This is a genomic window from Streptomyces sp. NPDC059564 (assembly GCF_042735575.1).
Lineage (GTDB): Bacteria > Actinomycetota > Actinomycetes > Streptomycetales > Streptomycetaceae > Streptomyces.
The window spans coordinates 26,392-49,542 of the sequence record NZ_JBHWBP010000011.1 but is presented as its reverse complement, the minus strand read 5'-3'; the positions used below and the strand labels follow the sequence as shown (position 1 = coordinate 49,542).

General features: G+C 70.8%; 22 protein-coding genes. 13 read left to right on the top strand and 9 right to left on the bottom strand.

Translation table 11 applies throughout. The annotated features are described in order from the left end of the window. Nucleotides 1–94: 94 nt before the first annotated feature. Nucleotides 95–484 carry an SsgA family sporulation/cell division regulator gene (locus tag ACFV0Q_RS04645; protein ID WP_385000410.1) on the top strand — a complete coding sequence of 130 codons (390 nt, stop codon included), beginning with the start codon at nt 95–97 and terminating at the stop codon, nt 482–484. Between the two features lie 82 nt (nt 485–566). Here ACFV0Q_RS04645 and ACFV0Q_RS04640 read toward each other — a convergent pair whose 3' ends face one another. Next, nucleotides 567–2,771 (bottom strand): MMPL family transporter, encoded by a 2,205-nt coding sequence (locus ACFV0Q_RS04640; RefSeq protein ID WP_385000439.1) that lies wholly within the window; start codon nt 2,769–2,771, stop codon nt 567–569. A 153-nt stretch (nt 2,772–2,924) separates the two neighbouring features. After that, nucleotides 2,925–3,533, bottom strand: coding sequence for a TetR/AcrR family transcriptional regulator (locus tag ACFV0Q_RS04635; RefSeq protein ID WP_385000407.1), 609 nt, complete (start codon nt 3,531–3,533; stop codon nt 2,925–2,927). A 154-nt stretch (nt 3,534–3,687) separates the two neighbouring features. Between ACFV0Q_RS04635 and ACFV0Q_RS04630 the strand changes: the two genes are divergently transcribed. After that, a complete protein-coding gene (locus tag ACFV0Q_RS04630) occupies nt 3,688–6,972 on the top strand; it encodes a S41 family peptidase (protein ID WP_385000404.1) in 3,285 nt (1,094 codons plus the stop codon). A gap of 100 nt (nt 6,973–7,072) precedes the next feature. On the opposite strand, the gene ACFV0Q_RS04625 is transcribed toward ACFV0Q_RS04630, so the two are convergent. From ACFV0Q_RS04625 to ACFV0Q_RS04610, 4 genes are all read right to left on the bottom strand, one after another. Further along, complete coding sequence (locus ACFV0Q_RS04625) at nt 7,073–7,249, bottom strand: hypothetical protein (RefSeq protein WP_385000401.1); 177 nt, start codon at nt 7,247–7,249, stop codon at nt 7,073–7,075. 74 nt (nt 7,250–7,323) lie between these two features. Beyond that, the gene (locus ACFV0Q_RS04620; protein WP_385000398.1) at nt 7,324–8,208 is read right to left on the bottom strand and encodes an SDR family oxidoreductase; all 885 of its coding nucleotides are present in this window, start codon (nt 8,206–8,208) and stop codon (nt 7,324–7,326) included. After that, complete coding sequence (locus ACFV0Q_RS04615; protein WP_385000396.1) at nt 8,205–9,197, bottom strand: alpha/beta fold hydrolase; 993 nt, start codon at nt 9,195–9,197, stop codon at nt 8,205–8,207. The genes ACFV0Q_RS04620 and ACFV0Q_RS04615 overlap by 4 nt, the downstream gene beginning before the upstream one ends. Continuing rightward, a complete protein-coding gene (locus ACFV0Q_RS04610) occupies nt 9,194–10,747 on the bottom strand; it encodes a flavin-containing monooxygenase (protein ID WP_385000436.1) in 1,554 nt (517 codons plus the stop codon). The genes ACFV0Q_RS04615 and ACFV0Q_RS04610 overlap by 4 nt, the downstream gene beginning before the upstream one ends. A 149-nt stretch (nt 10,748–10,896) precedes the next feature. On the opposite strand from ACFV0Q_RS04610, the gene ACFV0Q_RS04605 reads away from it, so the two are divergent. Continuing rightward, nucleotides 10,897–11,595 carry a MerR family transcriptional regulator gene (locus ACFV0Q_RS04605; protein WP_385000392.1) on the top strand — a complete coding sequence of 233 codons (699 nt, stop codon included), beginning with the start codon at nt 10,897–10,899 and terminating at the stop codon, nt 11,593–11,595. Here ACFV0Q_RS04605 and ACFV0Q_RS04600 read toward each other — a convergent pair. Then, nucleotides 11,577–12,380, bottom strand: coding sequence for an exodeoxyribonuclease III (locus tag ACFV0Q_RS04600; protein WP_385000389.1), 804 nt, complete (start codon nt 12,378–12,380; stop codon nt 11,577–11,579). The two genes, ACFV0Q_RS04605 and ACFV0Q_RS04600, sit on opposite strands and share 19 nt — an antisense overlap. Nucleotides 12,381–12,418: 38 nt before the next feature. Between ACFV0Q_RS04600 and ACFV0Q_RS04595 the strand changes: the two genes are divergently transcribed. Beyond that, nucleotides 12,419–12,913: a GNAT family N-acetyltransferase gene (locus ACFV0Q_RS04595; protein WP_385000386.1), complete on the top strand. Its 495-nt coding sequence runs from the start codon at nt 12,419–12,421 to the stop codon at nt 12,911–12,913. A gap of 124 nt (nt 12,914–13,037) precedes the next feature. Here ACFV0Q_RS04595 and ACFV0Q_RS04590 read toward each other — a convergent pair whose 3' ends face one another. Beyond that, the gene (locus tag ACFV0Q_RS04590) at nt 13,038–14,354 is read right to left on the bottom strand and encodes a CoA transferase (protein WP_385000383.1); all 1,317 of its coding nucleotides are present in this window, start codon (nt 14,352–14,354) and stop codon (nt 13,038–13,040) included. A gap of 72 nt (nt 14,355–14,426) precedes the next feature. Further along, entirely contained in the window at nt 14,427–14,720 is a 294-nt protein-coding gene (locus ACFV0Q_RS04585; RefSeq protein WP_385000380.1) for a hypothetical protein, read from the bottom strand. Nucleotides 14,721–15,024: 304 nt separating this feature from the next. Between ACFV0Q_RS04585 and ACFV0Q_RS04580 the strand changes: the two genes are divergently transcribed. The 9 genes from ACFV0Q_RS04580 (at nt 15,025) to ACFV0Q_RS04540 (ending at nt 23,133) form a co-directional block, all read left to right on the top strand. Continuing rightward, nucleotides 15,025–15,165 carry a hypothetical protein gene (locus tag ACFV0Q_RS04580; protein WP_385000377.1) on the top strand — a complete coding sequence of 47 codons (141 nt, stop codon included), beginning with the start codon at nt 15,025–15,027 and terminating at the stop codon, nt 15,163–15,165. Nucleotides 15,166–15,321: 156 nt separating this feature from the next. Beyond that, nucleotides 15,322–15,615: a hypothetical protein gene (locus ACFV0Q_RS04575; RefSeq protein WP_385000374.1), complete on the top strand. Its 294-nt coding sequence runs from the start codon at nt 15,322–15,324 to the stop codon at nt 15,613–15,615. Between the two features lie 149 nt (nt 15,616–15,764). Then, nucleotides 15,765–17,141 (top strand): B12-binding domain-containing radical SAM protein, encoded by a 1,377-nt coding sequence (locus ACFV0Q_RS04570; RefSeq protein ID WP_385000371.1) that lies wholly within the window; start codon nt 15,765–15,767, stop codon nt 17,139–17,141. Further along, nucleotides 17,125–18,009: a GNAT family N-acetyltransferase gene (locus ACFV0Q_RS04565; protein WP_385000368.1), complete on the top strand. Its 885-nt coding sequence runs from the start codon at nt 17,125–17,127 to the stop codon at nt 18,007–18,009. Before ACFV0Q_RS04570 ends, ACFV0Q_RS04565 begins: the two co-directional genes overlap by 17 nt. Then, nucleotides 18,006–19,241: a dienelactone hydrolase family protein gene (locus tag ACFV0Q_RS04560; RefSeq protein WP_385000365.1), complete on the top strand. Its 1,236-nt coding sequence runs from the start codon at nt 18,006–18,008 to the stop codon at nt 19,239–19,241. Before ACFV0Q_RS04565 ends, ACFV0Q_RS04560 begins: the two co-directional genes overlap by 4 nt. Beyond that, the gene (locus ACFV0Q_RS04555; RefSeq protein WP_385000362.1) at nt 19,235–20,236 is read left to right on the top strand and encodes a radical SAM protein; all 1,002 of its coding nucleotides are present in this window, start codon (nt 19,235–19,237) and stop codon (nt 20,234–20,236) included. Before ACFV0Q_RS04560 ends, ACFV0Q_RS04555 begins: the two co-directional genes overlap by 7 nt. Continuing rightward, nucleotides 20,236–21,519 (top strand): MFS transporter, encoded by a 1,284-nt coding sequence (locus ACFV0Q_RS04550; protein ID WP_385000359.1) that lies wholly within the window; start codon nt 20,236–20,238, stop codon nt 21,517–21,519. The genes ACFV0Q_RS04555 and ACFV0Q_RS04550 overlap by 1 nt, the downstream gene beginning before the upstream one ends. Continuing rightward, nucleotides 21,512–22,819 (top strand): AMP-binding protein, encoded by a 1,308-nt coding sequence (locus ACFV0Q_RS04545; protein WP_385000356.1) that lies wholly within the window; start codon nt 21,512–21,514, stop codon nt 22,817–22,819. Before ACFV0Q_RS04550 ends, ACFV0Q_RS04545 begins: the two co-directional genes overlap by 8 nt. Continuing rightward, nucleotides 22,816–23,133, top strand: a complete 318-nt coding sequence (locus ACFV0Q_RS04540) for an acyl carrier protein (protein ID WP_385000354.1) — start codon at nt 22,816–22,818, stop codon at nt 23,131–23,133. Before ACFV0Q_RS04545 ends, ACFV0Q_RS04540 begins: the two co-directional genes overlap by 4 nt. Nucleotides 23,134–23,151 lie beyond the last annotated feature (18 nt).

Genomic DNA, 23,151 nt, shown 5'->3' with positions numbered 1-23,151 from the left:
TCGCATCACAAATGGCAGCGCGCGCTTTCGTTGGAATGTGCGAGGCTGGACGGACAAACGGACTCATATGTTCCGAATTCGAGGAGTCTGGTCGATGTCTGCCACCGCCGAGAATCCCCCAGCGACCGCGACCGCCGTCGAGGAGCGTGTCCGCGCTCGCGTCATCACCGACGATCCCCTCTACCGGGCGATCCCCGTGGCCCTGCGGTTCACCGCCGCCGAGCCGCTCGCCGTCCGGATCGTCTTCCCGGCGGAGCTGTCCCCCGAGGGCACCGACAACGAGTGGGTCTTCCCCCGCGCGCTCCTGGAGGCGGGCCTGTCGGCCCCGACCGGGACCGGGGACGTACGCGTCTGGCCCTGCGGCCGGGTGCAGGCCGTCGTCGAGTTCCACTCCCCCGAGGGTGTGGCCGTCGTCCAGTTCGACATCGCCGCGCTGCGCCGCTTCCTGCGCCGTACGTACTCCACCGCCACCCGGCCGGCCTAACCCGCCCCGTCGCCGTACGACGCGGCCGGCCCCGCACCTGGGCTTCCAGGTACGGGGCCGGTCGCGTTCAGCGGTGGGCGGGTCAGGCGTTGACCAGCTCGCGGTCCTTGTCCGGACCGTCCGCCGAACCGGAGCCGGAGTCGCCGAGGTGCTTGCGCAGGCTCTCGCCCTCCACGTCCACGTTCGGCAGGATCCGGTCGAGCCACTTCGGCAGCCACCAGGCCTTGTGGCCGAGCAGTGCCAGCACCGCCGGGACGATGGCCATGCGGACCACGAAGGCGTCGAAGAGGACGGCGACGGCCAGGCCGAAGCCGATCATCTTGACCATCGAGTCGCTGGCCCCCAGGAAGCCGGAGAACACGGCGATCATGATGACGGCGGCGGCCACGACGACGCGGGCGCTGTACTGGAAGCCGGTCACCACGGCCTGGCCGGGGCGCTCGCCGTGGACGTACGCCTCCCGCATCCGGGTGACGAGGAAGACCTCGTAGTCCATGGCCAGGCCGAAGACGACGCCCACCATGAAGATCGGCATCATCGACATGATCGGGCCGGTCTGCTCCACGCCGAAGACCGAGCCGAGCCAGCCCCACTGGAAGACCGCGACGACCGCGCCGAGGGCGGCGACGACCGACAGCAGGAAGCCGAGGGCCGCCTTGAGCGGGACCAGGATCGAGCGGAAGACCAGCATCAGCAGCAGGAAGGCGAGGCCGACGACGAGCGCCAGGTAGGGCAGCAGCGCGTCGTTCATCTTCTGCGAGAAGTCGATGTTCATCGCGGTCTGGCCGCTGACGAACACGTCCTTGCCGTTGCCCTCGCGGATCGAGTGGACCAGGTCCTCGGTCTCGACGGAGGACGGCCGGTCCTTCGGGATGACGCTGACGATCGCGGCGTCCTTGGCCTCGTTCTGCATCGGCGGCATCACGGCCGCCACCCCGTCCAGGCCCTTGATCCGCTCGGCGGTCCGGTCGGCGAGCGCCTTGTCGCCGTCGACGACCACCATCAGCGGGCCGTTGAAGCCGGGGCCGAAGCCCTCGGACAGCAGGTCGTACGCCTTGCGCTGGCTGGTGGACGTCGGCTTGGCACCGTCGTCCGGCAGGCCCATCTCCAGCTTGCTCGCCGGGATCGCGATGGCGCCGAGGCCGATGACGCCGGCCAGCAGGACCATGACCGGGCGGCGCAGTACGAAGCGGGCCCAGCGGGTGCCGCCGTTGGGCTTGGACTGGGCGCCGGCCGGCTTGCCCTTGCCGAACAGCTTGCTCTTCGTACCGGCGGGCAGCACCTTCTTGCCCGCGAAGCCGAGGATGGCCGGGACCAGGGTCAGGGCGACGAGCACCGCGATGACCACCGTTCCGGCGGCCGCGACACCCATCTTGGTCAGCATCGGGATGTTGACGACGGCCAGGCCCACCAGGGCGATGACCACGGTCAGACCGGCGAAGACGACGGCGGAGCCGGCGGTTCCGGCGGCCCGGCCGGCGGCCTCGTCGCGTTCACGGCCCTCGGCGAGCTCCGCGCGGTAGCGGGAGACGATGAAGAGGGCGTAGTCGATGCCGACCGCGAGGCCGATCATCATCGCGAGGGTGGAGGTGGTGTTGCCGAGGTCCAGCACGTTGGCGAGCGCGGTGATGGAGGAGACGCCGATGCCCACGCCGATCAGCGCGGTCAGCAGCGGCAGCCCGGCCGCGATCAGCGAGCCGAAGGTGATGACGAGGACGACCGCGGCGATCAGGATGCCGATGACCTCGCCGGAGCCGGTCTCGGGGGCCTCCATCAGCGCGTCGCCGCCGATCTCCACCTGGAGTCCGGCCTTCTGCGCGTCGTGGCCGGAGTCCGTGAGGGCCTCGCGGGCCTCGTCCTTCAGCTCCATCCCGCTGACCTTGTACTTGACGCTGATGTAGGTGGTGGAGCCGTCCTGGCTCACCGCCTGCGTCTTGTACGGGTCGTCGACCGAGGCGACCTGGGCGGCGCCCGGGCCGCTCTTCAGGTCCGAGATGATCTTCTCGACCTCGGACTTGGTGCCGGGGTCGGTGACCTTGGCGCCCGCCGGGGCCTTGACGACGATGCGGGCGGTGGCGCCGTCTGCGGCCATGCCCGGGAACTTCTTGTCCAGCAGGTCGAAGGCCTTCTGGGCCTCCGTGCCGGGTATCGAGAACGAGCCGGAGGTGGGCGCCGAGGCGGTCGCGGCGCCGAAGCCCGCGGCGAACAGCAGCGCCACCCAGAGGAGGGCGACGAGGCCTCGGCGCCTGAAGGCACCTCGGCCGAGCCGGTAGAGGAAGGTGGCCACGTCGTGGTTCTCCCGTTTCATGTCGTGGGATGGATCCGGGACGGATCAGGGCGTGAAAAGCCGGCCCGACGACGAGAGCGGCGTGTCAGGAACAGCAAGCAGGTGTTTCGGGGAGTGGTGGTGCGGGACGGGTGCTGCGGGTGGTGCGGGACCTCAGACGCCGAGGGCGGGGAAGACCACGGCGTCGATGAACTGACCGAGGAAGGCCCGGTCGACGGACCGGTCCTCGATCAGCGGAAGGGCGATGAACGCCCCGATGAGCATGTGCGGTACGAAATCCAGCGCCGGGCAGTCCGGCCGGATCTCGCCTCGCTCCACCGCGCGCCCGAGCATCGTCTGGAGACCGTTGAGCTCGGGGTCCACCAGCAGATCGCGCAGCGCCCTGTGGAGTTCCGGGCTCTCGTGCACGGCATGGGCCAGACCCCGCATCAGCGCGGTGTCCTTGGCCATCTGCGCGTCGTCGGAACGCTCCACCATGAGGGCGAAGTCCCCGCGCAGGGTGCCCGTGTCGATCTCCCTCAGGGAGACCGGCTGGGTACATCGCAGGGCGCGGGCGACCAGCTCCGGCTTGCTCCCCCACTGGCGGTAGAGGGTGGCCTTGCTGGACTTCGTACGGGCGGCGACCGCGTCCATGGTCAGCGCCTCGTAACCGACCTCGCGCAGGAGGTCGAGGACCGCCCCGTGGAGTTCGGCCTCCCGTTCGGGGGTGATCCGGCTGCGCCGGGCCGACATCGCGTCGGTGACCCGGCAGCTTCCCTTCATCACGACCACCCCCATCTCCGAACGAAACCGTTTCGTACTCCACAGACGATACCCGTCCCGCTAGCGAAACGAAACCGTTCCGTTTCGCTAGCGGCAGTGGCATGGATCACCTGTACGAGTTGCCACACCCCCCTGCCGCGGAAAGCATTGGGGGGTGAGTCACGACGTCGCGTACCTCCGGTTCCCGCACCTGCACGACGACCTGCTGTGTTTCGCCACCGAGGACGACCTCTGGGTCGCCCCCCTCGTTCCGGCCGGCCAGAGCCCGGGCCGCGCCTGGCGCATCACCGTCGACCGGACCAGGGTCGGCCATCCGCGCTTCTCCCCGGACGGGCGGCACATCGCCTTCACGACCTGGCGCAGCCTCGACCCCGAGATCCACCTCGCCCCCGTCGACGGCGGCCCCGCCCGCCGCCTGACCTACTGGGGCGCCACCGACACCCGCGTCTGCGGCTGGACCCCGCCCGACGAGGAGGGCCGCAGCGACATCCTGGCCGTGTCCTCGCACGGCCAGCCCTTCTCCTACTTCGCCTGGGCCTACAGCCTGCCCACCGACGGCAGCCCCGGCGGCCGCCTCCCCTGGGGCCCGGTCTCCGACATCGCCGTCCACTCCCCCGAAGGCCCCGGCGGCGAACGCCGCAGCCTGCTGCTGACCGGCAAACCCCCGCACGAACCCGCCGCCTGGAAGCGCTACCGCGGCGGCGCCACCGGCCGGCTCTGGCTGCACGGACAGCGGCTGCTGGAGGACATCGAGGGCCACCTCGACTCCCCCATGTTCGTCGGCGGCCGGATCGCCTTCCTCTCCGACCACGAGGGCATCGGCAACCTCTACTCCTGCCTCCCCGACGGCACCGGCCTGCGCCGCCACACCGACCACGAGGAGTTCTACGCCCGGCACGCCTCCAGCGACGGCACCCGCGTGGTCTACCAGTGCGCGGGCGACCTCTGGCTGGTGGACTCCCTCGACGGTGAGACCCCGCCCCGCAAGCTGGAGGTCCGCCTCGGCGGCCCGCGCGCGGGCCGGCGTACGTACCAGGTGCCGGCCGCCAGCAACGTCGACTCCCTCTCCGTCGACGCCACCGGCCGCGCCAGCGCCGTCGTCGTACGCGGCAGCCTGTACTGGCTCACCCACCGCGACGGCCCGGCCCGCACCATCGCCGACACCCCCGGCGTCCGCGTCCGGCTGCCCGAGATGCTCGGCAGCAGCGGACAGGTCGCCTACGTCACCGACGCCGAGGGCGAGGACGCGATCGAGATCGCCTACCTCCCCCGCGCCTCCGGGGAACGGGAGCCGCGCCGGCTGGCCTCCGGCGAGCTGGGCCGCGTACTGGAACTGCTGTCCGACCCGGACGGCGAGCGCCTCGCCATCGCCTCCAACGACGGACGCCTCCTGCTCCTCGACGCGTCGGAGGAGTCCAACGGGGAGGTCACCGAGCTGATCCAGTCCATCAACGGACCCGTCACCGACCTCGCCTTCTCCCCCGACGGCTGCTGGCTGACCTGGTCCCACCCGGGCATCGGGCGCTCCCTGCGGCAGATCAAGATGGCCAAGATCGCCGGACCCGGCCCGCGCACGATCGTCGACGTCACCAACGGCCGCTTCGAGGACGAGAACCCGGTCTTCACCCGCGACGGCCGCTACCTCGCCTTCCTGTCCTGGCGCGGATTCGACCCCGTCTACGACGTCCACACCGGCGACCTGTCCTTCCCCCTGGGCTGCCGCCCCTACCTGGTGCCGCTCTCCTCGGCCACCCCCTCCCCCTTCGCCCTGCTGCCCGACGGCCGCCCGGCGGCGGGCGGGCTCGACCCCGTCGAAGGGGAGTCCGGCGACGGCGACGGCTCGGTCACCGTGGAGGTCGAGGGCCTGGAGAGCCGGGTCACCCCCTTCCCCGTGTCCGCGTCCAAGTACTCGGCGCTCCACCCCGTCCACGGCGGCGGACTGGTCTGGCTGCGCTGGCCCATCTCGGGCGCACTCGGCGAGACCTTCGCCAACCCGGCCGACACCAGCGGCAAACCGACGCTCGAACACTTCGACATCACCAAGGCCCGTAAGACCGAGCTGGCCTCCGGACTCGACTGGTTCGCGGCCAGCGGCGACGGCACCCGCATCGTCATCAACGACGACGGCGACCTGCGCGCGGTGCCCGCCACCGAATCCGGCGACGGCGACTCCACCGTCTACCTCGACCTGCGGCGCATCCTGCACGAGGTGGACCCGGCCGCCGAATGGCGCCAGGCCTTCGAGGAGGCCGGCCGCATCATCCGCGCCTACTTCTGGGAACCGGGCATGTGCGGGATCGACTGGGACGGGGTGCTGCGCCAGTACCGCTCCCTGGTCGAACGGGTCGCCTCCCCCGACGAGTTCGCCGACCTGCTGCGCGAGGTCCTCGGCGAACTCGGCACCTCCCACGCCTACGTCTCCCCCGCCCGCCGCAACGAGGGCCCGCCCCACTACCAGCGCGCCATCGGACTGCTCGGCGCCAACCTGGTACCCCGCGAAGAGGGCTGGATGGTCAAGCGGATCCTGCCCGGCGAGTCCTCCGACTCCAAGGCCCGCTCCCCGCTCGCCGGTACGGGGATCCGCGAGGGCGCCGTCCTCACCCACGTCGACGGCCGGCCCGTCGACCCGGTCGGCGGCCCCTACCCGCTGCTCGCGGCGGCCGGAGGCACCACCGTGGAGCTGACCTTCCAGCCCGCCGCGGGCGAGGGCCGGGCCCGCCGGGTCGCGGTCGTGCCGCTCATCGACGAACGGCCGCTGCGCTACCAGGACTGGGTCTCCAAGCGCCGCGCGGTGGTCCGCGAGATCAGCGGCGGCCGCTGCGGCTACCTCCACATCCCCGACATGGGCGGCTCCGGCTGGGCCCAGTTCAACCGCGACCTGCGCCTGGAGGTCTCCCGGCCCGCCCTGATCGTCGACGTACGCGGCAACGCCGGCGGGCACATCAGCGAACTGGTCGTCGAGAAGCTCACCCGCTCGATCCTCGGCTGGGACCTGACCCGGGGCGCCCAGCCCGTCTCCTACACCTCCAACGCGCCCCGCGGCCCGATCGTGGCGCTGGCCGACGAGGCGACCTCCTCCGACGGGGACATGATCACCGCCGCGTTCAAACTGCTGGGCCTGGGCCCGGTGGTGGGCCAGCGCACCTGGGGCGGGGTGGTCGGGATGACCGGCCGGCACACCCTCGGCGACGGCACGGTGATCACGGTGCCGATGAACGCGGCGTGGTTCCCGGAGTACGGGTGGTCGGTGGAGAACCACGGCGTGGAACCGGACCTGGCGATACTGCGCACCCCGCTCGACTGGGCGGAGGGACGGCACGCCCAGCTGGACGACGCCGTGCACCTCGCGCTGGAGCTGCTGGAGCAGGACCCGGCCGCCGTGCCGCCCGGCTACACCGACGTACCGGACCGCCGTCGCCCGAAGCTGCCGCCGCGGTAGCGGGTACGCGACAGGGGGCGCGACCCGGAGGTTCCCTCGGGTCGCGCCCCTGACCGCTGCGTTCTTGCGTTCTTGCGTTCTTGCCTGCTTGCCTATTTGTCTACTTGTCGAAGGAATCGTCGAAGGTCTCGCGGACCTTCTGCGTCTTCGGCCGTATGTCCTGCGAGAGTTCCGGCGCGTGCTCCGGGGTCTCACCCCCGGCACCCTGCTCCCCGCTGGCCCTGGCCCGGTCCGCGAGCTGCTTCGCCTTGTCCTGGAACTGGTCCTTGAGACCCATGCTGTTCCCTCCTGAAGGGGTGTCGGGGCGTGGCCCGACCAGCCTGGCACGCGGCGACATAGTGCGCATTTCGACTAAACGTGCCGCTTGCGCTCCTGCTCGTCGGCAGCCCCGCCCGCCCCCACGAGTCCCTTGGAGACGGCGGCCAGCCGCGGCTCGAACCGCTTCATCTCGCGCTGCCCGACGGTCGCGATGATCCCCGGCAGGTAGCCGCGCACGCCCTGCATCCCGCGCAGCCACCACTGCGCGTACACGTGCGGCGAACGCCGTTCGATGCCGGCCACGATCCGGTCGACGGCGGGCCCGAGCGGGTAGGTCCGGTTCGAGGGCCACGGCAGCCGCTGGCGCAGTTCGCGCATGACCTCGTTCTCGTCGGCACCGCGCACCATGTCGGTGTCGGTCCAGGAGAGGTAGCCGACGCCCACCTTGACGCCCTTGTAGCCGACTTCGGCGCGCAGGCAGTGCGCGAAGGCCTCGACCCCGGACTTGGAGGCGCAGTAGGCCGTCATCATCGGCGCCGGGGTGATCGCGGCGAGCGAGGCGATCTGCAGGAAGTAGCCGCGGCTCTCGGTGAGGACGGGCAGGAAGGCGCGGGCGGTGACGGCCCCGCCGATCAGGTTGACCTCGATCACCCGCCGCCAGGCCTCGGGGTCGGAGTCGGCGAAGGGGCCGCCGGCGGCGACGCCCGCGTTGGCGACGACGACGTCGACCTTCCCGAAGCGCTCCTTGACCTCCCGCGCGACCCGGGCCATCGCCTCGTGGTCGGTGACGTCGGCGTGCCAGTGGGCGCTGTCGGTGTGCAGCCGCTCGGAGACCTCCTTGAGGGCCTCGGGTTCCAGGCCGACCAGCGCCACCTTCGCCCCGCGCGCGGACAGCTTGCGGGCGAGCAGCTCGCCGACCCCGCGGGCGGCGCCGGTGACGACGGCGACCTGGCCTTCCAGACTCCTGTGAGCGCTCACGCGGTCTTCTCCTTCTGATCCTTCTCGGCGTCGTCGGCGTTGTCGGCGTGCGTGACCTTTGTGGCTTTGTCGACTTCGTCGGTTCCGAGGTAGCGGGACGTCAGTTCGCGGATGGCGTGCGTGACGGCCTCGGGCGCCTCGACCGGGGTCATGTGGCCCATCCCGGTGAGTTCGGTGAGGCCGACGCAGTGCGGCAGCGCGGCCGCGAGCCCGCGGGCGTGCGCCAGCGGGGTGAGCCGGTCGTCGCGGCCGCCGAGCACGGCGGTGGGTACCGTCAGCCGCCCGAGTTCGGCGTCCAGGTCCAGCCCGGCCAGCACCCGCGACCAGGCGTGGCGGACCGGCGCCGGGCAGCCGTGGACGATCCGGGCGCAGGCCTCGACGCGGTCCGGCGCGGATCCGGGCCCCATGGTCGCGTACCGGAGCACGGCGCGGGCGGCGGGCGTGACCGGCCCGAGAGGGGCGCGCGCACCGAGCACCGCGCGGGTCATACGGGTCCTCGCGCGCCCGGCGCGCAGCGGCAGTACGGTCGCCCGCTCGACCAGCCCCGAACTGCCGGTGCTGCACAGCAGGGCGGCCGCGGCGTGCTCGGCGAACTCGGGACGTCCGGCGGCGGCCATGACGGTCATGCCGCCCATGGAGTGCCCGGCGACGACGGCCCGCTCGCCGGGGGCGAGGGTGGCCTTCAGCACGGCGGCGAGGTCGTCGGCGAGGGCGGTGGTGCTGTAGGCGCGGGGGATGCCGGCCGGGCTGCGGCCGTGGCCGCGCTGGTCGTAGGCGACGACCCGGTGGTCCCGGGCCAGTTCGCGTATCTGCGCGGCCCAGAAGGCGGTGGAGCAGGTCCAGCCGTGGGACAGCACCACGGCCGGGGCCCCTTCGGCGCCGTGCACCTCGACGTGGAGCCGGGCCCCGTCGGCGGAGACGGCGGTCAGCGTGCGCGCCGGGGCGGGGGGTGCGTACCGTCCGGCGGTGACGTGCGCGGGCCCGCTCACGCCGCCCCCTCCGATGCGCCCCGCTCCGCCGGGACGGCGACCCTTTCCCGCTCCCGGACGCGTACGACCTCGTACTCGGCCAGGTCGACGGTCCGCGTCTCCTTGCGGAACTCGCCGGTCGTGCCCGGCCAGACGGTGGTGTTGCGGCCCTGCGCGTCCAGGTACCAGCTCGTGCAGCCGCCGGTGTTCCACACGGTCCGCTCCATCCGGGCCTGGACCTGCCGGTTCCACCGGTTCACGGCGGAAGGCCGGGCGGCGAGCGCGGCCCGCCCACCGAGGACGCCCAGCTGGCGCATGTAGTCGGCCATGTAGTTCAGCTGCGACTCGATCATCAGGATCATCGAACTGTTCCCGAGACCGGTGTTCGGCCCGATGATCGTCATCCAGTTGGGGAAGCCGGCGGCGGTCGCCCCGCGCAGCGCCTGCATCCCGTCCTTCCACGCGTCGGCGAGGGTCTGGCCCGCCGCGCCGACGACCCGGTCGGCGATCGGCATGTCCGTGACGTGGAACCCGGTGCCGAAGATGATCGCGTCCACCTCGGTCTCGGTCCCGTCGGCGGCGACGAGCACCGAGCCCCGGATCTCCTTGAGCCCGGAGGCGACCAGGTCCACATCGGGCCGGGCGAGCGCCGGGTAGTACTCGCTGGAGAGCAGGATCCGCTTGCAGCCGATCCGGTACGAGGGCGTCAGCTTGGCCCGCAGCTGCGGGTCCTTGATCGAGCGCGCCATGTTGGCCTTGGCGAGGGACTCGATGAGCCCGAGCTGGTTCGGCCGCTTGGTGAAGGCGCTGACCTGGAGCTCGCGGATCCCCCACAGCAGCCCGCGCCGCGCCGCCCGGGTGAAGGGCAGCTGGCGGTGGAGCCAGCGTTCGACGGTGCTGATGGCCCGGTCGGTGCGCGGCATGACCCACGGCGGGGTCCGCTGGAACAGCGTGAGCCGCTCCACCTCGGGCGCGATGGCGGGCACGATCTGGATGGCCGACGCACCGGTCCCGATCATGGCGACGCGCTTGCCGCGCAGGTCGTAGTCGTGGTCCCAGCGCGCCGAGTGGAAGACCTTGCCGGGGAACTCCGCGAGCCCGGGGATCTCGGGCATCTTCGGGTCCGACAGCGGTCCGGTGGCGGAGACGACGACGTCGGCGGTGAGGTCCCCGCCGGAGGTCTCGATCTCCCAGCGCAGTTCGTCCGCGTCCCAGCGCATCATCCGGACCTCGTGGTTCAGCCGGATGTGCCGGCGCAGCCCGAAGGTGTCGGCGACGTGCTCCAGGTACTCCCGGATGGCGGGCTGCCCGGAGAAGGTGCGGGGCCAGTCGGGATTGGGCGCGAAGGAGAAGGAGTACAGGTGGGACGGGACGTCGCAGGCGCATCCCGGATAGCTGTTGTCGCGCCAGGTGCCGCCGACCGAATCGGCCCGCTCCAGCACGACGAAGTCGGTGATCCCTTCGCGCCGCAACCGTACGGCCGCGCCGAGCCCCCCGAACCCGGACCCGATCACCGCCACCCGCACGTGCTCGCGCACGCCCTTACCGCCCTTACCGTCGATGCCGCCCATGCCCGCCGCCTTCCGCTTCCGCAGTCCCAGCCACCACACCGCAACACTGCCAGCAATCACTGGCACAATCGGGAGAGTAGAGCAGCCCCGTACCCATGGGTAGGGGTCGCGCCCGGAAAGTTACTGCGGGTACGCCCTAGGCTGCGGGTGTGGCGGAAACACGGACGACGGAGGCCGGAAGCACAGTGCGCGAATACCGGACGGAGGAACTGGCCGAAGCGGCCGGCATACCCGTCCGCACCCTGCGCTTCTACCGCGAGCGCAAACTGCTCCCGCCGCCGCGCCGCGAGGGCCGCATCGCCTGGTACGACGACCAGCACCTGGCCCGGCTGCGCACCATCGCCGCCCTCCTGGAACGCGGCCACACCCTCGGCGGCATCGCGGAGCTGACCGCCGCCTTCGAGCAGGGCCGCGACGTCGGCCAGCTCGGCGAGCTGCTCGGCATCGGCTGGTCGGAGGAGACCCCCGTCCGGCTGTCCCCCGAGGCCCTGGCCGACTACTTCGAGGGCGAGGTCACCCCGGAGAACCTGGCGGCCTCCCTGGACCTCGGCTACCTCGCCACCGACGGCGAGGAGATCGTCCACGTCAGCCGCCGCCTGCTGGACGTCTCCTCGGCACTGGTCCGCGAGGGCGTACCGCTCGCCGCCGTACTGGAGACGGGCCGCCGGGTCCGCGCGCACGCGGACGCCCTGGCGGCCCTGTTCACCGAGCTGCTCTCCACGCACATGGCCGGGGACGAGGAGGCGATCACCCGCCTGCGCCCGCTGGCGAAGAGCGTGGTCGAGGCGGAACTCACCATGGCGATGGACCGCCTGCACCAGAAGCGGCCTCAGACGCCGAGCTCGTAGACGACGGTCACGGGCGCGTGGTCGGACCAGCGCTCGGGGTGCGTCTCGGCCCGCTCGACGAACGCCTTCACGGCCTTGCCGGCCAGCCCCGGGGTCGCGACCTGCAGGTCGATGCGCCACCCGGCGTCGTTGTCGAAGGCCCGGCCCCGGTAGGACCACCAGGAATACGGCCCTTCGGTGTCGGGATGCAGCGCCCGCACGACATCCACGTACCCACCGTCGGAATACACCTTCCCGAGCCACTCCCGCTCCTCGGGCAGGAAGCCGGCGTTCTTCCGGTTGGTCTTCCAGTTCTTGAGGTCGGCCTCCTGGTGGCAGATGTTCCAGTCGCCGCACACCACGACCTCGCGCCCGTCGGCGGCGGCCCGCTCCTTCAGCCCCCGGAGGTACGGCGCGAACTCCGCCATGAACCGGTACTTCTCGTCCTGCTTCTCGGTCCCGGCCTCCCCGGAGGGCAGGTACAGACTCGCGACGGTCACCCCGGGCAGATCAACTTCGACGTACCGCCCACTCGCATCGAACTCATCACTCCCGAACCCGACCCGCACCCGCTCGGGCGCCCGCCGCGTGTACAGCGCGACCCCGGCCCGCCCCTTGGCCGCGGCCGGCGCGAACACGGTGTGCCAGCCCTCGGGCTCCCGGGCCTCCACCGGAATCTGCCCCTCCTCGGCCCGCACCTCCTGCAGGCAGACGACGTCGGCATCGGATCCCTCGAGCCACTCCACGAACCCCTTCTTGGCGGCGGCGCGGATCCCATTCACATTCACGGAGGTCACAGTGAGCATCCCTGCACCATAGCGGGAGGGTTCCGTACGATATTCAAATGTCTCACGGTATAAACCTCCGCGCCGTACCGTACGACCACCCGGACGCGGTCAAGCTCGAGGCCCAGGTCCAGGTGGAGTACCAGACGCGCTACGAGGGCGAGGGCGATGCCACCCACCTCGACCCGGCGATGTTCGTCCCGCCGAACGGTCTCTACCTCCTCGCCTACGACACCTCGGACGCCCCGGTCGCCAGCGGCGCCTGGCGCCGCCAGGACCGCAGCGAGGAGGGCTACGCGGACGGCGACGCCGAGGTGAAGCGCATGTACGTGATCCCGGAAGCCCGGGGCCTCGGCCTGGCCCGCCGCATCCTGGCGGAACTGGAAACCGCAGCCCGCAGCGCGGGCCGCACCCGCATGGTCCTCGAAACGGGCGACCAGCAGCCGGAAGCGATAGCCCTCTACCTCTCCTCGGGCTACACCATGTCGGAAAAGTTCGGCTACTACCGCTTCCACGACTCCAGCCGCTGCATGACGAAGCCACTGCATCCCTGACGCGGGCCAAATCCAGCCCCGCCGGCGCGCACCCTCAGCCCCGCCTGGCAGATCCAGCCCCGCCGGCGTTTGAGGCGCGGGGGTCTGGGGGCGGAGCCCCCAGGAAGCCCGGACCCGGCCCCCCCTACCGGCGGAGCCACACGGCCCGGTCGGCCCCCCACCGAGACGGCCCCCGCCCCCACTCCCCGAAGGGACTCCCGGCGTACCGCAACGCCCCGTACCCCGAATCCCCCACCTCCCGAAGCCACGGCTCCGCCGTGTACCCCGGCACCCCCGCCCCACCCCCCGGCACGTCCCGGACCAGCCAGGACGCCGTCCCCGCGAGGGAGTACCGCAGCACGCACCCACCCCCGCCCGCGAGCCCCCTCAACACCCCGGCCGCCACCAGGTACCCCGTCCCGTGGTCCAGCGCCTGCGCCGGCAGCACCCCCGGCCGGCCGTCCTCACCGCACGCGGCGGCGATCCCGTACCCCGCCTGCACCAGCGAGTCGAACCCGCGCCGCCCCGCCCACGGCCCGCGCCACCCCCACGCGCACAGCTGCGCCACCACCAGCCCCGGCCACCGTTCGAGCAGTTCCCCCGCGCCCAGCCCGAACCGCTCCAGCGCCCCCGGCCGGTACCCGCTCACCACGACGTCGGCCTCGTCGAGCAGCCCCTCCAGCACCGCCCGGCCCTCCGCCCCCGCGAGGTCCAGCAGCGCCGACCGCTTCCCGAAGCCGGTGTCGGCGTACGCGTCGGCCGCCTCCGGCAGACCCGGCGAGTCGATCCGCAGCACGTCCGCGCCCAGCACCCCGAGGGTCCGGGTGGCGACCGGCCCGGCGATGACCCGGGTCAGGTCCAGCACCCGCACCCCGGCCGCGGGCAGCGCCGCGGGCCCCAGCGGCCGCCCCCGCCCTGGTCCCCGTACCGTCTCCACCAGCGGCTGCGGCTCCCCGTACGCCTCGGCCACGGCGACCGCCAGCCCGCCCTCCGCGTAGACCAGCTCCTGCGCCTCCACCGCTCCGAGCCCCGCGAGCGCCTCCCGCACGGCCTCCGGGGTCCCGGGCACGCCGAGCGCCCGTACCAGCGCGGCTTCGTGGTGGGGGTAGTTGGCATGGGTGCGCACCCACCCGTCGGCGGCCCGCCAGAACCCGGACAGCGGCGCGAAGGAAACCGGAGCCCGCCCCTCCACCCGCAGGTGCCGCTCACTGACGAACGCGGTCGCCACGGCCCCCTCGTCGACCACCACCGGCCCGACGTCCCGCATCCCGCCCCCGGCCCGTACGGCACCCAGCTCCGCCGCGGCGAGCGCGCACACCCCGACGGTGGCCCGCGCCAACTCCCGTACGGGCAGCGCCCCCTCCAGCTCACCGGCCCCCCGGTACCCCACCCGCTCCGCGTCCCCGCGCGCCCCACCGAGCGCCGCCCACGCCTGCCCCGTCGCCTCGTCACAGCTCGTCATCCGGCCATTGTGGGCGCCGCTCAGCTCATCGGCCACGACGGCTTTCACCGGCGCATCGGATCCGACCGGGTTTCACGAGACCGCGTCGACCGGCTCCGGATGCTTCGACTCGACCTGCGCCACGGCAGCGGGCATGAACGCCGCGACGGTGTCGGCCTCCGGCCGCGTCAGCGAGAGGACGGTGCTGATGACGACGAGCGAACTCCCCACGCGTACAACGGTCGCGTCAGCGCGTTGCGCGTCACCCGTGGTGCTCGTCGTGACCACCGCCTGGATGACGAGGCTCTCGTCTCCGAGCCGGGGACCTTCGGCGACGGCGAAACCGGCGGTCTCGACGGGCTCCCATGACGCGCGTGGCAGCTCCACGCTCCGGCACCGGCCCACCAGGTTCCGCATGTCCCGCATCGCCTGGTGCGCGCCGTCGCCCGGGAACGAGTAGAGCGTCTCCAGGCCGGGAATGACGCCGCCCTCAGCGGAGTGTCCACCTCTGAAGGTGGCTGTCGCGGACGCGGACGACGCCGTCGTACTCGCATCCACGACAGTCTGCCCGTCGAGAAGTCCCGTGCAGGACGGCGGTGTTGTCGACGCGTCCGAGACTCCCTTCGGCTCCTCGCCCTTGGGATCCGCCACGGAGGTCCAGCCGCCCGGCAAGACGGCGGGCAGGAGGCGGGTGCGCAGCTCAGCGGCCGGCATCGGCTGTTGGAGCTTCGTCGGGCTTCCGCACGCCGTGACCGACGCGAGCAACACCAATCCGGCCGGGATCTCGCCGCTGACCGGCGCCGCCTCGACGCGGCCCGACTCCCAGGCATGAACCGGTCAGAGGCGGAATGTGCCAGGCCTGGTCTCTGGTCCGGCCCTTCTCCGTCGACAAGGATCGAAACATCGAAAGAGACGTCCACCGGTGCCGAACACGGGAACGTCTCGGCTGATATCCGGCTGTTAATGCAGGTCGATAAGGAGCAATGGAATGACGCAGACCGCCGTAACCTCGTTCACTGCCCAGCAGGTCGCCGAAGCCGAGAAGGCGGCGCAGACCCTGGAGGCCCTCGTGGCGCGCCTCGGTTCCGACGAGTCGTTCGCCGCGGCGCTGAAGGACTCGCCCCGCAAGACGCTCGCCGACGCCGGCATCGTCATCGAGAAGGAGTCCATGGAGTCGCTCATGCTCGTCGACGCCGAGCGTTTCGACCGGGCGTGTGAGCTCCTCTTCGACCTGGTCGACTCGGACTTCCTCATCACGATGTCCACGCCGTCTTGCGGCTGAATCAGAAATCCCGGCGCGCTGCGGCTACGTGATTCTCCGTAAGAACTGAGCCGCCACTCGCCCCTCTGGCCGGGGCGCAAGAGCCAACGTCGCCGCCGTCCTTGCGCCCCCGGTCTTCTCTCTGGGTGAAGAGGTTTTGTATGTCACGCGTGCTGCTGGTCAACCTGGCCAGTCTTCCCATGGATGGGAATCAGCCCATATTCCCCATCGGTGTCCGCTGCGTCCAGGACGCCCTGGACCGCGCGGGCCACGTGACGCGACTCATGGATTTCGTTGCGGAGCCGGCCGGTCTGACCGACCTCGATTGGCTCGGTCACGCATGGGATGTCATCGGGTTCACCATCCGGAATATCGACCCCATCGACATCACCTGCAGCACTCACGTCGACGAGTACGTCTCCTTCGCGAAACGCGTGCGAGCCGAGCTCGACCGGCGTGGGCTCGACCCGGTGCTGGTCGGGGGCGGGCCGGGGTTCAGCCTGTTCGGCGACACGCTCGTCGGCAGGCTCGGGCTCGACGTGGGAGTGATCGGCCCAGGTGAGCAGGTCATGCTCGACATCGCGACGAACCCGCGGCCCTTCAAGGGGAGAGGGGGCGTCCTCCAGGGAAGGCGGCACTGCGGATTCCTCACCGACACCCTGCGCCACCCGGCCTCGCTCATGGCGGCGTACACGAACGCGCACCAGGCGATGATCGGCGTGGAGACCCGGCGGAAGACCTGTTACCAGACCTGCGGGTACTGCCCGTACGCGTACATCGAAGGAGACAACGCCGGAGACCTCAAGCCGCTGGAAGTCCTGGCGGACGAGATCCGCGATATTCACCGTGCGGGATTCAGGCGCATCTTCTTCACGGACGGCATCTTCAACAGCGAACTGCGGTTCGCGAAGGAAGTCGTCCAGCTCGTCAAGGATCTCTCCCTGGACGGCTTGACCTGGTCGGCGTACTTCACACCGAAGCCCTTTGACGACGAATTCGGCGAAATGCTCCAGGACAGCGGAGTGGAAGCCGTCGTGGTGTCACCCGACAGCCTCGACGACGCCATGATGCGCAACCTGGGCAAGTCCTTCTCCAGCCGGCACGTGTCTCGGTTCCTGGAGCGCAGCCGCAAGAACGACCTTCCGGTGAAGGTGAACGTCGTATTCGGCGGCCCGGGCGAGAACAGGGAGTCGATCCGAAACAGTGCCCGTTTCATCAACGAGAATCTCCGCGATGACGAACTCGTGATGCACGTCGGCTATCGGGTGTTGCCCGAGACCGCCCTCGCGAGGCAAGTCGGGGCGGATGACGATCAATTGCTCTACCCCGTCTTCTATCCCTTCGATCTCGACGTGTTCACCTGGATCGTCCAGGATCTGGACTCCAGATTCATCACCCCCCAACTCATGATGAACCTGATGGCCGGCCGGGCGGCTGCGCGCAAGATGGCGAGAACAGAAGCAATGCCCACGATCACGCCCCCGGGAACCACCTACCTTGCCCTGGCCTCGGTAGGAGGAGGCGGTGGCAGTGGCTGCGGAAATTGATATCGCGCCCCTCGCGAGCCCGCGTACGGGATCGGGACTGACGGCACGCCGCCTTCATGACGGAGAGGTCGACGCGGCTCTGCGGCTCTGCCCGTTCGAGGATGTCGACGCCAATGTCATCCGCCGGGAACTGGCGGCCGAAGCGGACTACTGCTGGATGGGCCTGTTCACCCCGGACGGAACGCTGGCGGCGGTGCACCGGGCCATGCGATGGCACCGGCACCTGCTGCTGAAGGGCGTCTTCGTCGACGACGGGTTCCGAGGGTCGGGAGCCGCGCTCGGTGTGGCGTTCGCCATCCGGGACTGGGCCCGGGAGGCCGGATACGAGGGTGTCGTCGCCTGGGTGGAGCCGAACAAGCCCGAGGCGCGTCTGGCCACCAGGCTACGGCTGCGTCCTGTCGGCCCGCTCCTGCACCGCTACCTCGTCCAGCTGCCGTACGGCTCCGGCGTGGAGCGTCCGGCCGGGACGTCCCCGCGCACGTCCGGCACGCTCGTCGTTCCGGGCGATGACGAAGCGGCTCCCATGGTCCGGGAACTGCTCGGTCTTCCGCGGAGTCCCTCGGCCGGCACCCGGCTCGCCTGGGTGCTGGACCGCTCACGACTCGTCCTGAGCGGCAACCCGTGCCGTTCGATGGGTGACCTGGACGGGTTCCTGGCCGCTGTCAGGGACACCGCGGTGTCGGCCGGCGCGACCGCCGCCGAGGTGGTGGTCGAGGCGGCGGACATCCCGGCCGCGTTGGCCATGGCCGGCCTGCGGGCGCGGCGGCTGAGCCGTTCCCCGGTCGCTCTGGGCATGGTGTCCTTCGCGGGCACCGAACCCTCGGGTACGTCGGTTCACCCGGCCGCGACGGAGCTGAGGACGCCGTGATCGGAGCGCACGCGGCGCGGCGCGTCTGCCTGGACGAGAGTCCCGAGGCGGCGGCAGAGCTGTTCCGGCGACAAGGACTCGACCCGCGACGCCTTGAGCGACTGCTGTTCTCGACGGCCGACGCGGGTGAAGCCGCCCGGTCGGAGACCGTGAAGCTGCTGGACGCCTGGGGGCGGCCGGCCGAGGCCGAGCTGTACGTGCCGTCGCGTCGGGACGGGCGTCCCCCGGGCCTGATCGTGGGCCTGCACGGCGTCGGGAGCTCCGCGGCGGTGCTCCAGGATCACCTCCGGGCGCTCGCCGACGCCTGCGGCGCGGTCCTGCTGTGCCCGACCGCGCTTCAGCCGTTCGGGACGAGCAGCAACTTCGACGTGGCCGGAATCTTCGGCAGCCGGTTCAGGGAGGCCCGGTGGACGACGGAGCCGGGCGATTTCCCGGTGCGCGCACTGCGCTGGGCCCGTGAACACCTGGCCGTCGACGTGAACCGCTGTGCTCTGGTGGGGGCCTCGATGGGAGGCATCGCGACGTGGGGCATGGCGTCACGTCGCTGGGACGGCCTCGCCATGGCGACGTCCATCAACGGCGCACCCTCGATCTGGGAGATGTTCGGGCCCGACAACACGATGCGTGAGCTGCTGCCCAATGTCTTGGGTGTGCCGCTGACGGTGGTGCACGGAGTCCGGGACCGGCAGATCCCCCTCGTCCTTGCCCGTGATGCCGTGACGCATCTGAGGGGCCGAGGCCATCAGGGTATTTCGTTCGTCGAAGTCCCGGATGGAGAACACAAGCTGAGCACGATGGGGATCGAGCCGGGAAATCCGCAATTCGATGAGGTCGTCCGGTGCTTCGGCTCCGCGAAGAGAATGCCGTGGCCCGGACACGTCCGGCACCGTGCCCGCGAGAGGGCGCACAGCCGGGCCCACTGGGTGGAGATGGACGGTCTCCTCCCCGGGAGCACGGCGACCGTGGACGCCCGTGCGGTGGACCGTACGCACCTGGTCATCCGTGCGTCCGGCTGCTCGCGGCTGCGTCTCTTCCTCAGTGACCGGTTGGTGGATCACGGCCGAGTGCTGGTGACGGTCAACGACACGTCCCGAGAAATAGATTTCCGTCCGTCCCTGGTCGATGCGATATCCACGTACGGCGAGGCGGATGCCGACCCCGGCCGCATGGCGCAGATGGTCGTCGACATGACATTGCCCGAGATTCGTGAGGAAGAAGGTACGTCTTGCTGAGCCGTGATGAAATGCGCCGTCTGCTGTTGGCACGCGGCCCTGAGCAGGAGCAGCTGTTCGCGGAGAGCCGGAAGGCACGGAACGAGCACTTCGGTGCGGCCGTCGTGCTGCGAGGTGTCATCGAGCTGACCAATGTCTGCCGGGTGAACTGCGACTACTGCCCGATGCGTCGTGACAACGTACGCGAGAACGACACCTACTTCCTGGCCGCGGACAAGATCGTCGAGCTGGCCGAACTGATCCGGGACAACGGGATCGACGTCATCCTGCTCCAGGGCGGCGAGACCCCGGCGCTGATGCCGCTCCTGGAGGAGGTGATACCGCGGATCCGGCAGCTGTACGACGGCCGGGTCGAGATCCTGCTGAACGTCGGCAACCTCAAGCGGGCCCAGTACGAACGACTGCGGGCCGTGGGCGCGACGAGCTACATCCTCAAGCACGAGACGAGCGATCCCGAACTCCACCTCCGCCTCCGGCACGAAACCCTGGAGTCGCGCCTGCGGTGCATGCGGGATCTCCAGGAGGTGGGCTTCAAGGTCGGCACGGGGCTGATCTCCAGCCTGCCAGGGCAGTCGCTGGACAGCATCATCGACGACATCGAGCTGGCGGGTGAGCTCGGTGTGGACATGTGCAGCGTGAGTCCCTTCATCCCGGCTCCGAACACGCCGATGAGCATCTCGCCGATCGGTGACAACGAGTTGGCGCTCAACGTCATCGCCGTTCTCCGGCTGCGCTACCCGCAGTTGCTGATCCCGTCGGTCAGCGCGCTGGAGCGGGTGGGCAGTGGGGGTCAGTCACGCGGCCTGGACGCCGGTGCCAATGTGATGACGGTCAACTTCTCCAGCGCCCGCGACCAGAAGCGGTATCTGATCTACGGGAAGAATCGTTTCGTCGTCACTCTCGATCACGTGCGGGGGCTCGTCCGGTCCTCCGGGCTCGAGCTGGGCGGATCGAGGTTCATCGAGCAGCCCCTCATGAGTGAGGTGGCGGCCTGATGAGCGTCGCGGTGTCCGACGCTCCCGTGTCGGAAGTGAGCAACAGCCGGTTCCTGCGGTTCTGGACCGCGCAGACCGTGTCGCAGGCCGGCCAGCGCTTCGGGATGGTGGCCCTGCCCGTGGTCGCGATCGAGACCCTCCACGCCGGGGCGGCGGAGGTCGGATACCTGACCGCCGCACTCACCGTGTGCTATCTGCTGATCGGCCTGCCGGCCGGTGCGTGGGTCGATCGATGGTCGAAGCGGACCACGATGATCAGAGCGGCCGTGGTACGAGCCGTCGTGCTGGCCGGCGTCCCGCTGCTGTGGGCTTTTGACCAGCTCTCGCTCGTGTGGCTGTACGCGGTCGCGGTGATCGTCGGTGTCGCCTCGGTCTTCTTCGACGTCGCGTACCAGTCGTACGTGCCGTTCATCGTCTCCGACAAGGACATCGAACGGGCGAACGCGAGGCTGGAGTCGTCGGCCCAGATCTCCGCGGCCGGCGGGCCGGCCGCGGCGGGACTCCTCCTCAAGGCGGTGAGCGCGCCCGTGGTGATCGCCGTCGACGCGGTGGCCTACGTGGTGTGCGCCGGTTTCCTGGCGACGGTCAAGGACTCCGAACCGTCCCGCCGTGAGAAGGCGGGAGAGGATTCCCGGCTGGCACGGGACATCCTGGCCGGCGTCCGGTTCGTCGTGGGCAACCCGGTGCTGCGGCGGCTGTGCGTCACGGTGGGGGTGTCGAACTTCTTCGCCACCATCACCATGACCCTGACGCCCCTGCTCATCCTGAGGACGCTGGGGCTGGGCTCCACGGTCATGGGGGTCGTCCTCGGCGTCGGCACGCTCGGTGGCCTGCTGGCCTCACTCACCCTCCCGAAGGTCCGTGCCCGATTCGACGCGGGCAAGGTCATGGCGGTCGGACTCCTGCTGGCGGGCGTCTCCATGGTGGCCTTCCCCCTGGCCGGATCCCTGGACGAGTCCGCCTCCGTGATCCCGGTCCTCCTGCTCGTCCTCGGCCAGTTCGGAATGACCTGGGGTGCGGTGACCTTCAACATCGCGCAGGTGAGTGTGCGGCAGCGGGTCTGTCCCAAGAACATGCTGGCCCGGATGACCGCTTCGATCCGTTTCGTGGTGTGGGGAAGCATGCCCGTGGCGGCGATCCTGGCCGGCTGGCTCGGCTCGCGCATCGGCATCGTGCCCTGCCTGTGGATCGGTGTGGCGGGTGCCTTCCTGACGGCTCTTCCCATCATCGGGATGGACCGGCTGATCCGTTCCTCGACACCGGCCGCTGATTCCGGTGTCTGAGGCCCGGCGCGCACTGGCCGAAGCCGTCCTCTCGTCCGGAGGACGGATCGGCGAGGCGCTCCCGGAGGCCACCGCGAGCCGCATCGCGCGGTGCGCCGAGCAGTACGGGAAGGCAGGTGTCACGGACGGCGACCTGCTGCTGTTCTCCGGCCTCGCGTCGGAGACGCTCCTGGCCGCCGTGGTCGCGTGCTGGCACACCGGCGCCGCCGCGTGGGTGACCCCCCGCGAGCCGGAGACGTTCGCGGCGCACGGCGCGTCCTTCACCGTCACTCCCGGGTCCGCCGAGGAGATCACGGTGGCACGGCACGCCACCGCGACCATGCCGGTCCCCGCCGGTCTCGGTCTGCTGCACGAGACGTCCGGATCCACCGGCGAGCCCAAACGCGCGAGGCGCAGTGTCGAGAGCATGCGCGCGGAGCACGTCGGCTACCGCGGAGGCATGGGTCTGGGTGTCGAGGACGTGGTGAGGATCCCCGTACCGGTGGCGCATTCCTTCGGTTCGGGGGTGGCGTTCGCCGCGCTCCTGTCCGGGTGCCGGGTCGACGCCCGTCCGTTCACGACGGCCTCGGGTGTGGCCCGCGACCTGGACCGGGGCAAGAGCACCAAGCTGGCCATCACCCCGGCCCTGTTGCGGCTGCTGACGAAGACCCGGCGCACGGGTGACTCCCGGCCCCGGGCGATCCTCGTCGGTGCCGGCACGGTCTCGGACGAGCTGGATGCCGCCTGCGTGGCCCGCTTCGGAGTCCCGATCACGCGGGGGTACGGGTCGAGCGAGACCGGAGGGATGTTCATCGGATCCCGCGGGCTCGGGCAGCCCATCCCCGCCGTCGGGATCGTCGGTCCGGATCCGGGATCCCGCGGCGAACTGCTCGTGCGCACGGCGACTCCTGTCTGGGGTTACGCACACGAGCCCGTACGCGACTCGCTCCTGTGGCGGACCGGGGACATCGTCGAGCGTGACGCCTCGGGTCAGGTGTGGTTCGCCGAGCGCGAGCACGGAGCCGTGCGCGCCAACGGGAAGTTCGTGGACGTCTCCTCGGTCCGGGCCGCCGTCGGTGAGGTGGAGGGTGTGGAGGAGGTCGAGTTCCTGGTCCTCCCCCGAGCCGGCGACGCGGACTTCGAAGACGTCTACGCGGTGGTGTCCGGACGGCCGCCCTCGCGGGAGACCGTGGAGAACGCGCTGTACGCGAGCGTTCCGCCCGGTGTCGCACCACGGCTGAGGATCTTCGCAGAATTCCCGCGGACCCGTATCGGAAAGCTGGACCGTACTGCGCTCACGGAATGGATCAGGGCGAAATGACTGAACAGCTGGTGTCGGATTCCCGTGACGGGTTGACGGCGGTGATGGACGCGATCGTCTCCGCGGCCGGGAACGCCGGGGTCGACGATGGCGTACTGGCCCGGCTGCGGTGCCTGCACGCGGCGGACCAGGACACGCTGCTGAAATCGCCCGCGGAACTCGGTCTCGACTCCCTGACCTGGCTGGAGGTGCTCACGGTGCTCGAAGAGCGCTTCGACGTCCTCCTTCCCGACGCGGTGGTCGTGACTCCCGAATCGCGCACGGTCCTTGGTCTGGCACGTGCACTCGCGGACTGCCGGCGCGCAGGGCGCTGAGTCGGACAGAGAGAAAGG

Coding starts and splice junctions, on each gene's coding strand:
- ACFV0Q_RS04645 (WP_385000410.1), top strand. CDS start 95: ATGTCTGCCACCGCCGAGAATCCCCCAGCGACCGCGACCGCCGTCGAG.
- ACFV0Q_RS04600 (WP_385000389.1), bottom strand. CDS start 12,380: ATGCTCACTGTGACCTCCGTGAATGTGAATGGGATCCGCGCCGCCGCC.
- ACFV0Q_RS04575 (WP_385000374.1), top strand. CDS start 15,322: ATGACGCAGACCGCCGTAACCTCGTTCACTGCCCAGCAGGTCGCCGAA.
- ACFV0Q_RS04590 (WP_385000383.1), bottom strand. CDS start 14,354: ATGACGAGCTGTGACGAGGCGACGGGGCAGGCGTGGGCGGCGCTCGGT.
- ACFV0Q_RS04550 (WP_385000359.1), top strand. CDS start 20,236: ATGAGCGTCGCGGTGTCCGACGCTCCCGTGTCGGAAGTGAGCAACAGC.
- ACFV0Q_RS04540 (WP_385000354.1), top strand. CDS start 22,816: ATGACTGAACAGCTGGTGTCGGATTCCCGTGACGGGTTGACGGCGGTG.
- ACFV0Q_RS04635 (WP_385000407.1), bottom strand. CDS start 3,533: ATGAAGGGAAGCTGCCGGGTCACCGACGCGATGTCGGCCCGGCGCAGC.
- ACFV0Q_RS04625 (WP_385000401.1), bottom strand. CDS start 7,249: ATGGGTCTCAAGGACCAGTTCCAGGACAAGGCGAAGCAGCTCGCGGAC.
- ACFV0Q_RS04595 (WP_385000386.1), top strand. CDS start 12,419: ATGTCTCACGGTATAAACCTCCGCGCCGTACCGTACGACCACCCGGAC.
- ACFV0Q_RS04610 (WP_385000436.1), bottom strand. CDS start 10,747: ATGGGCGGCATCGACGGTAAGGGCGGTAAGGGCGTGCGCGAGCACGTG.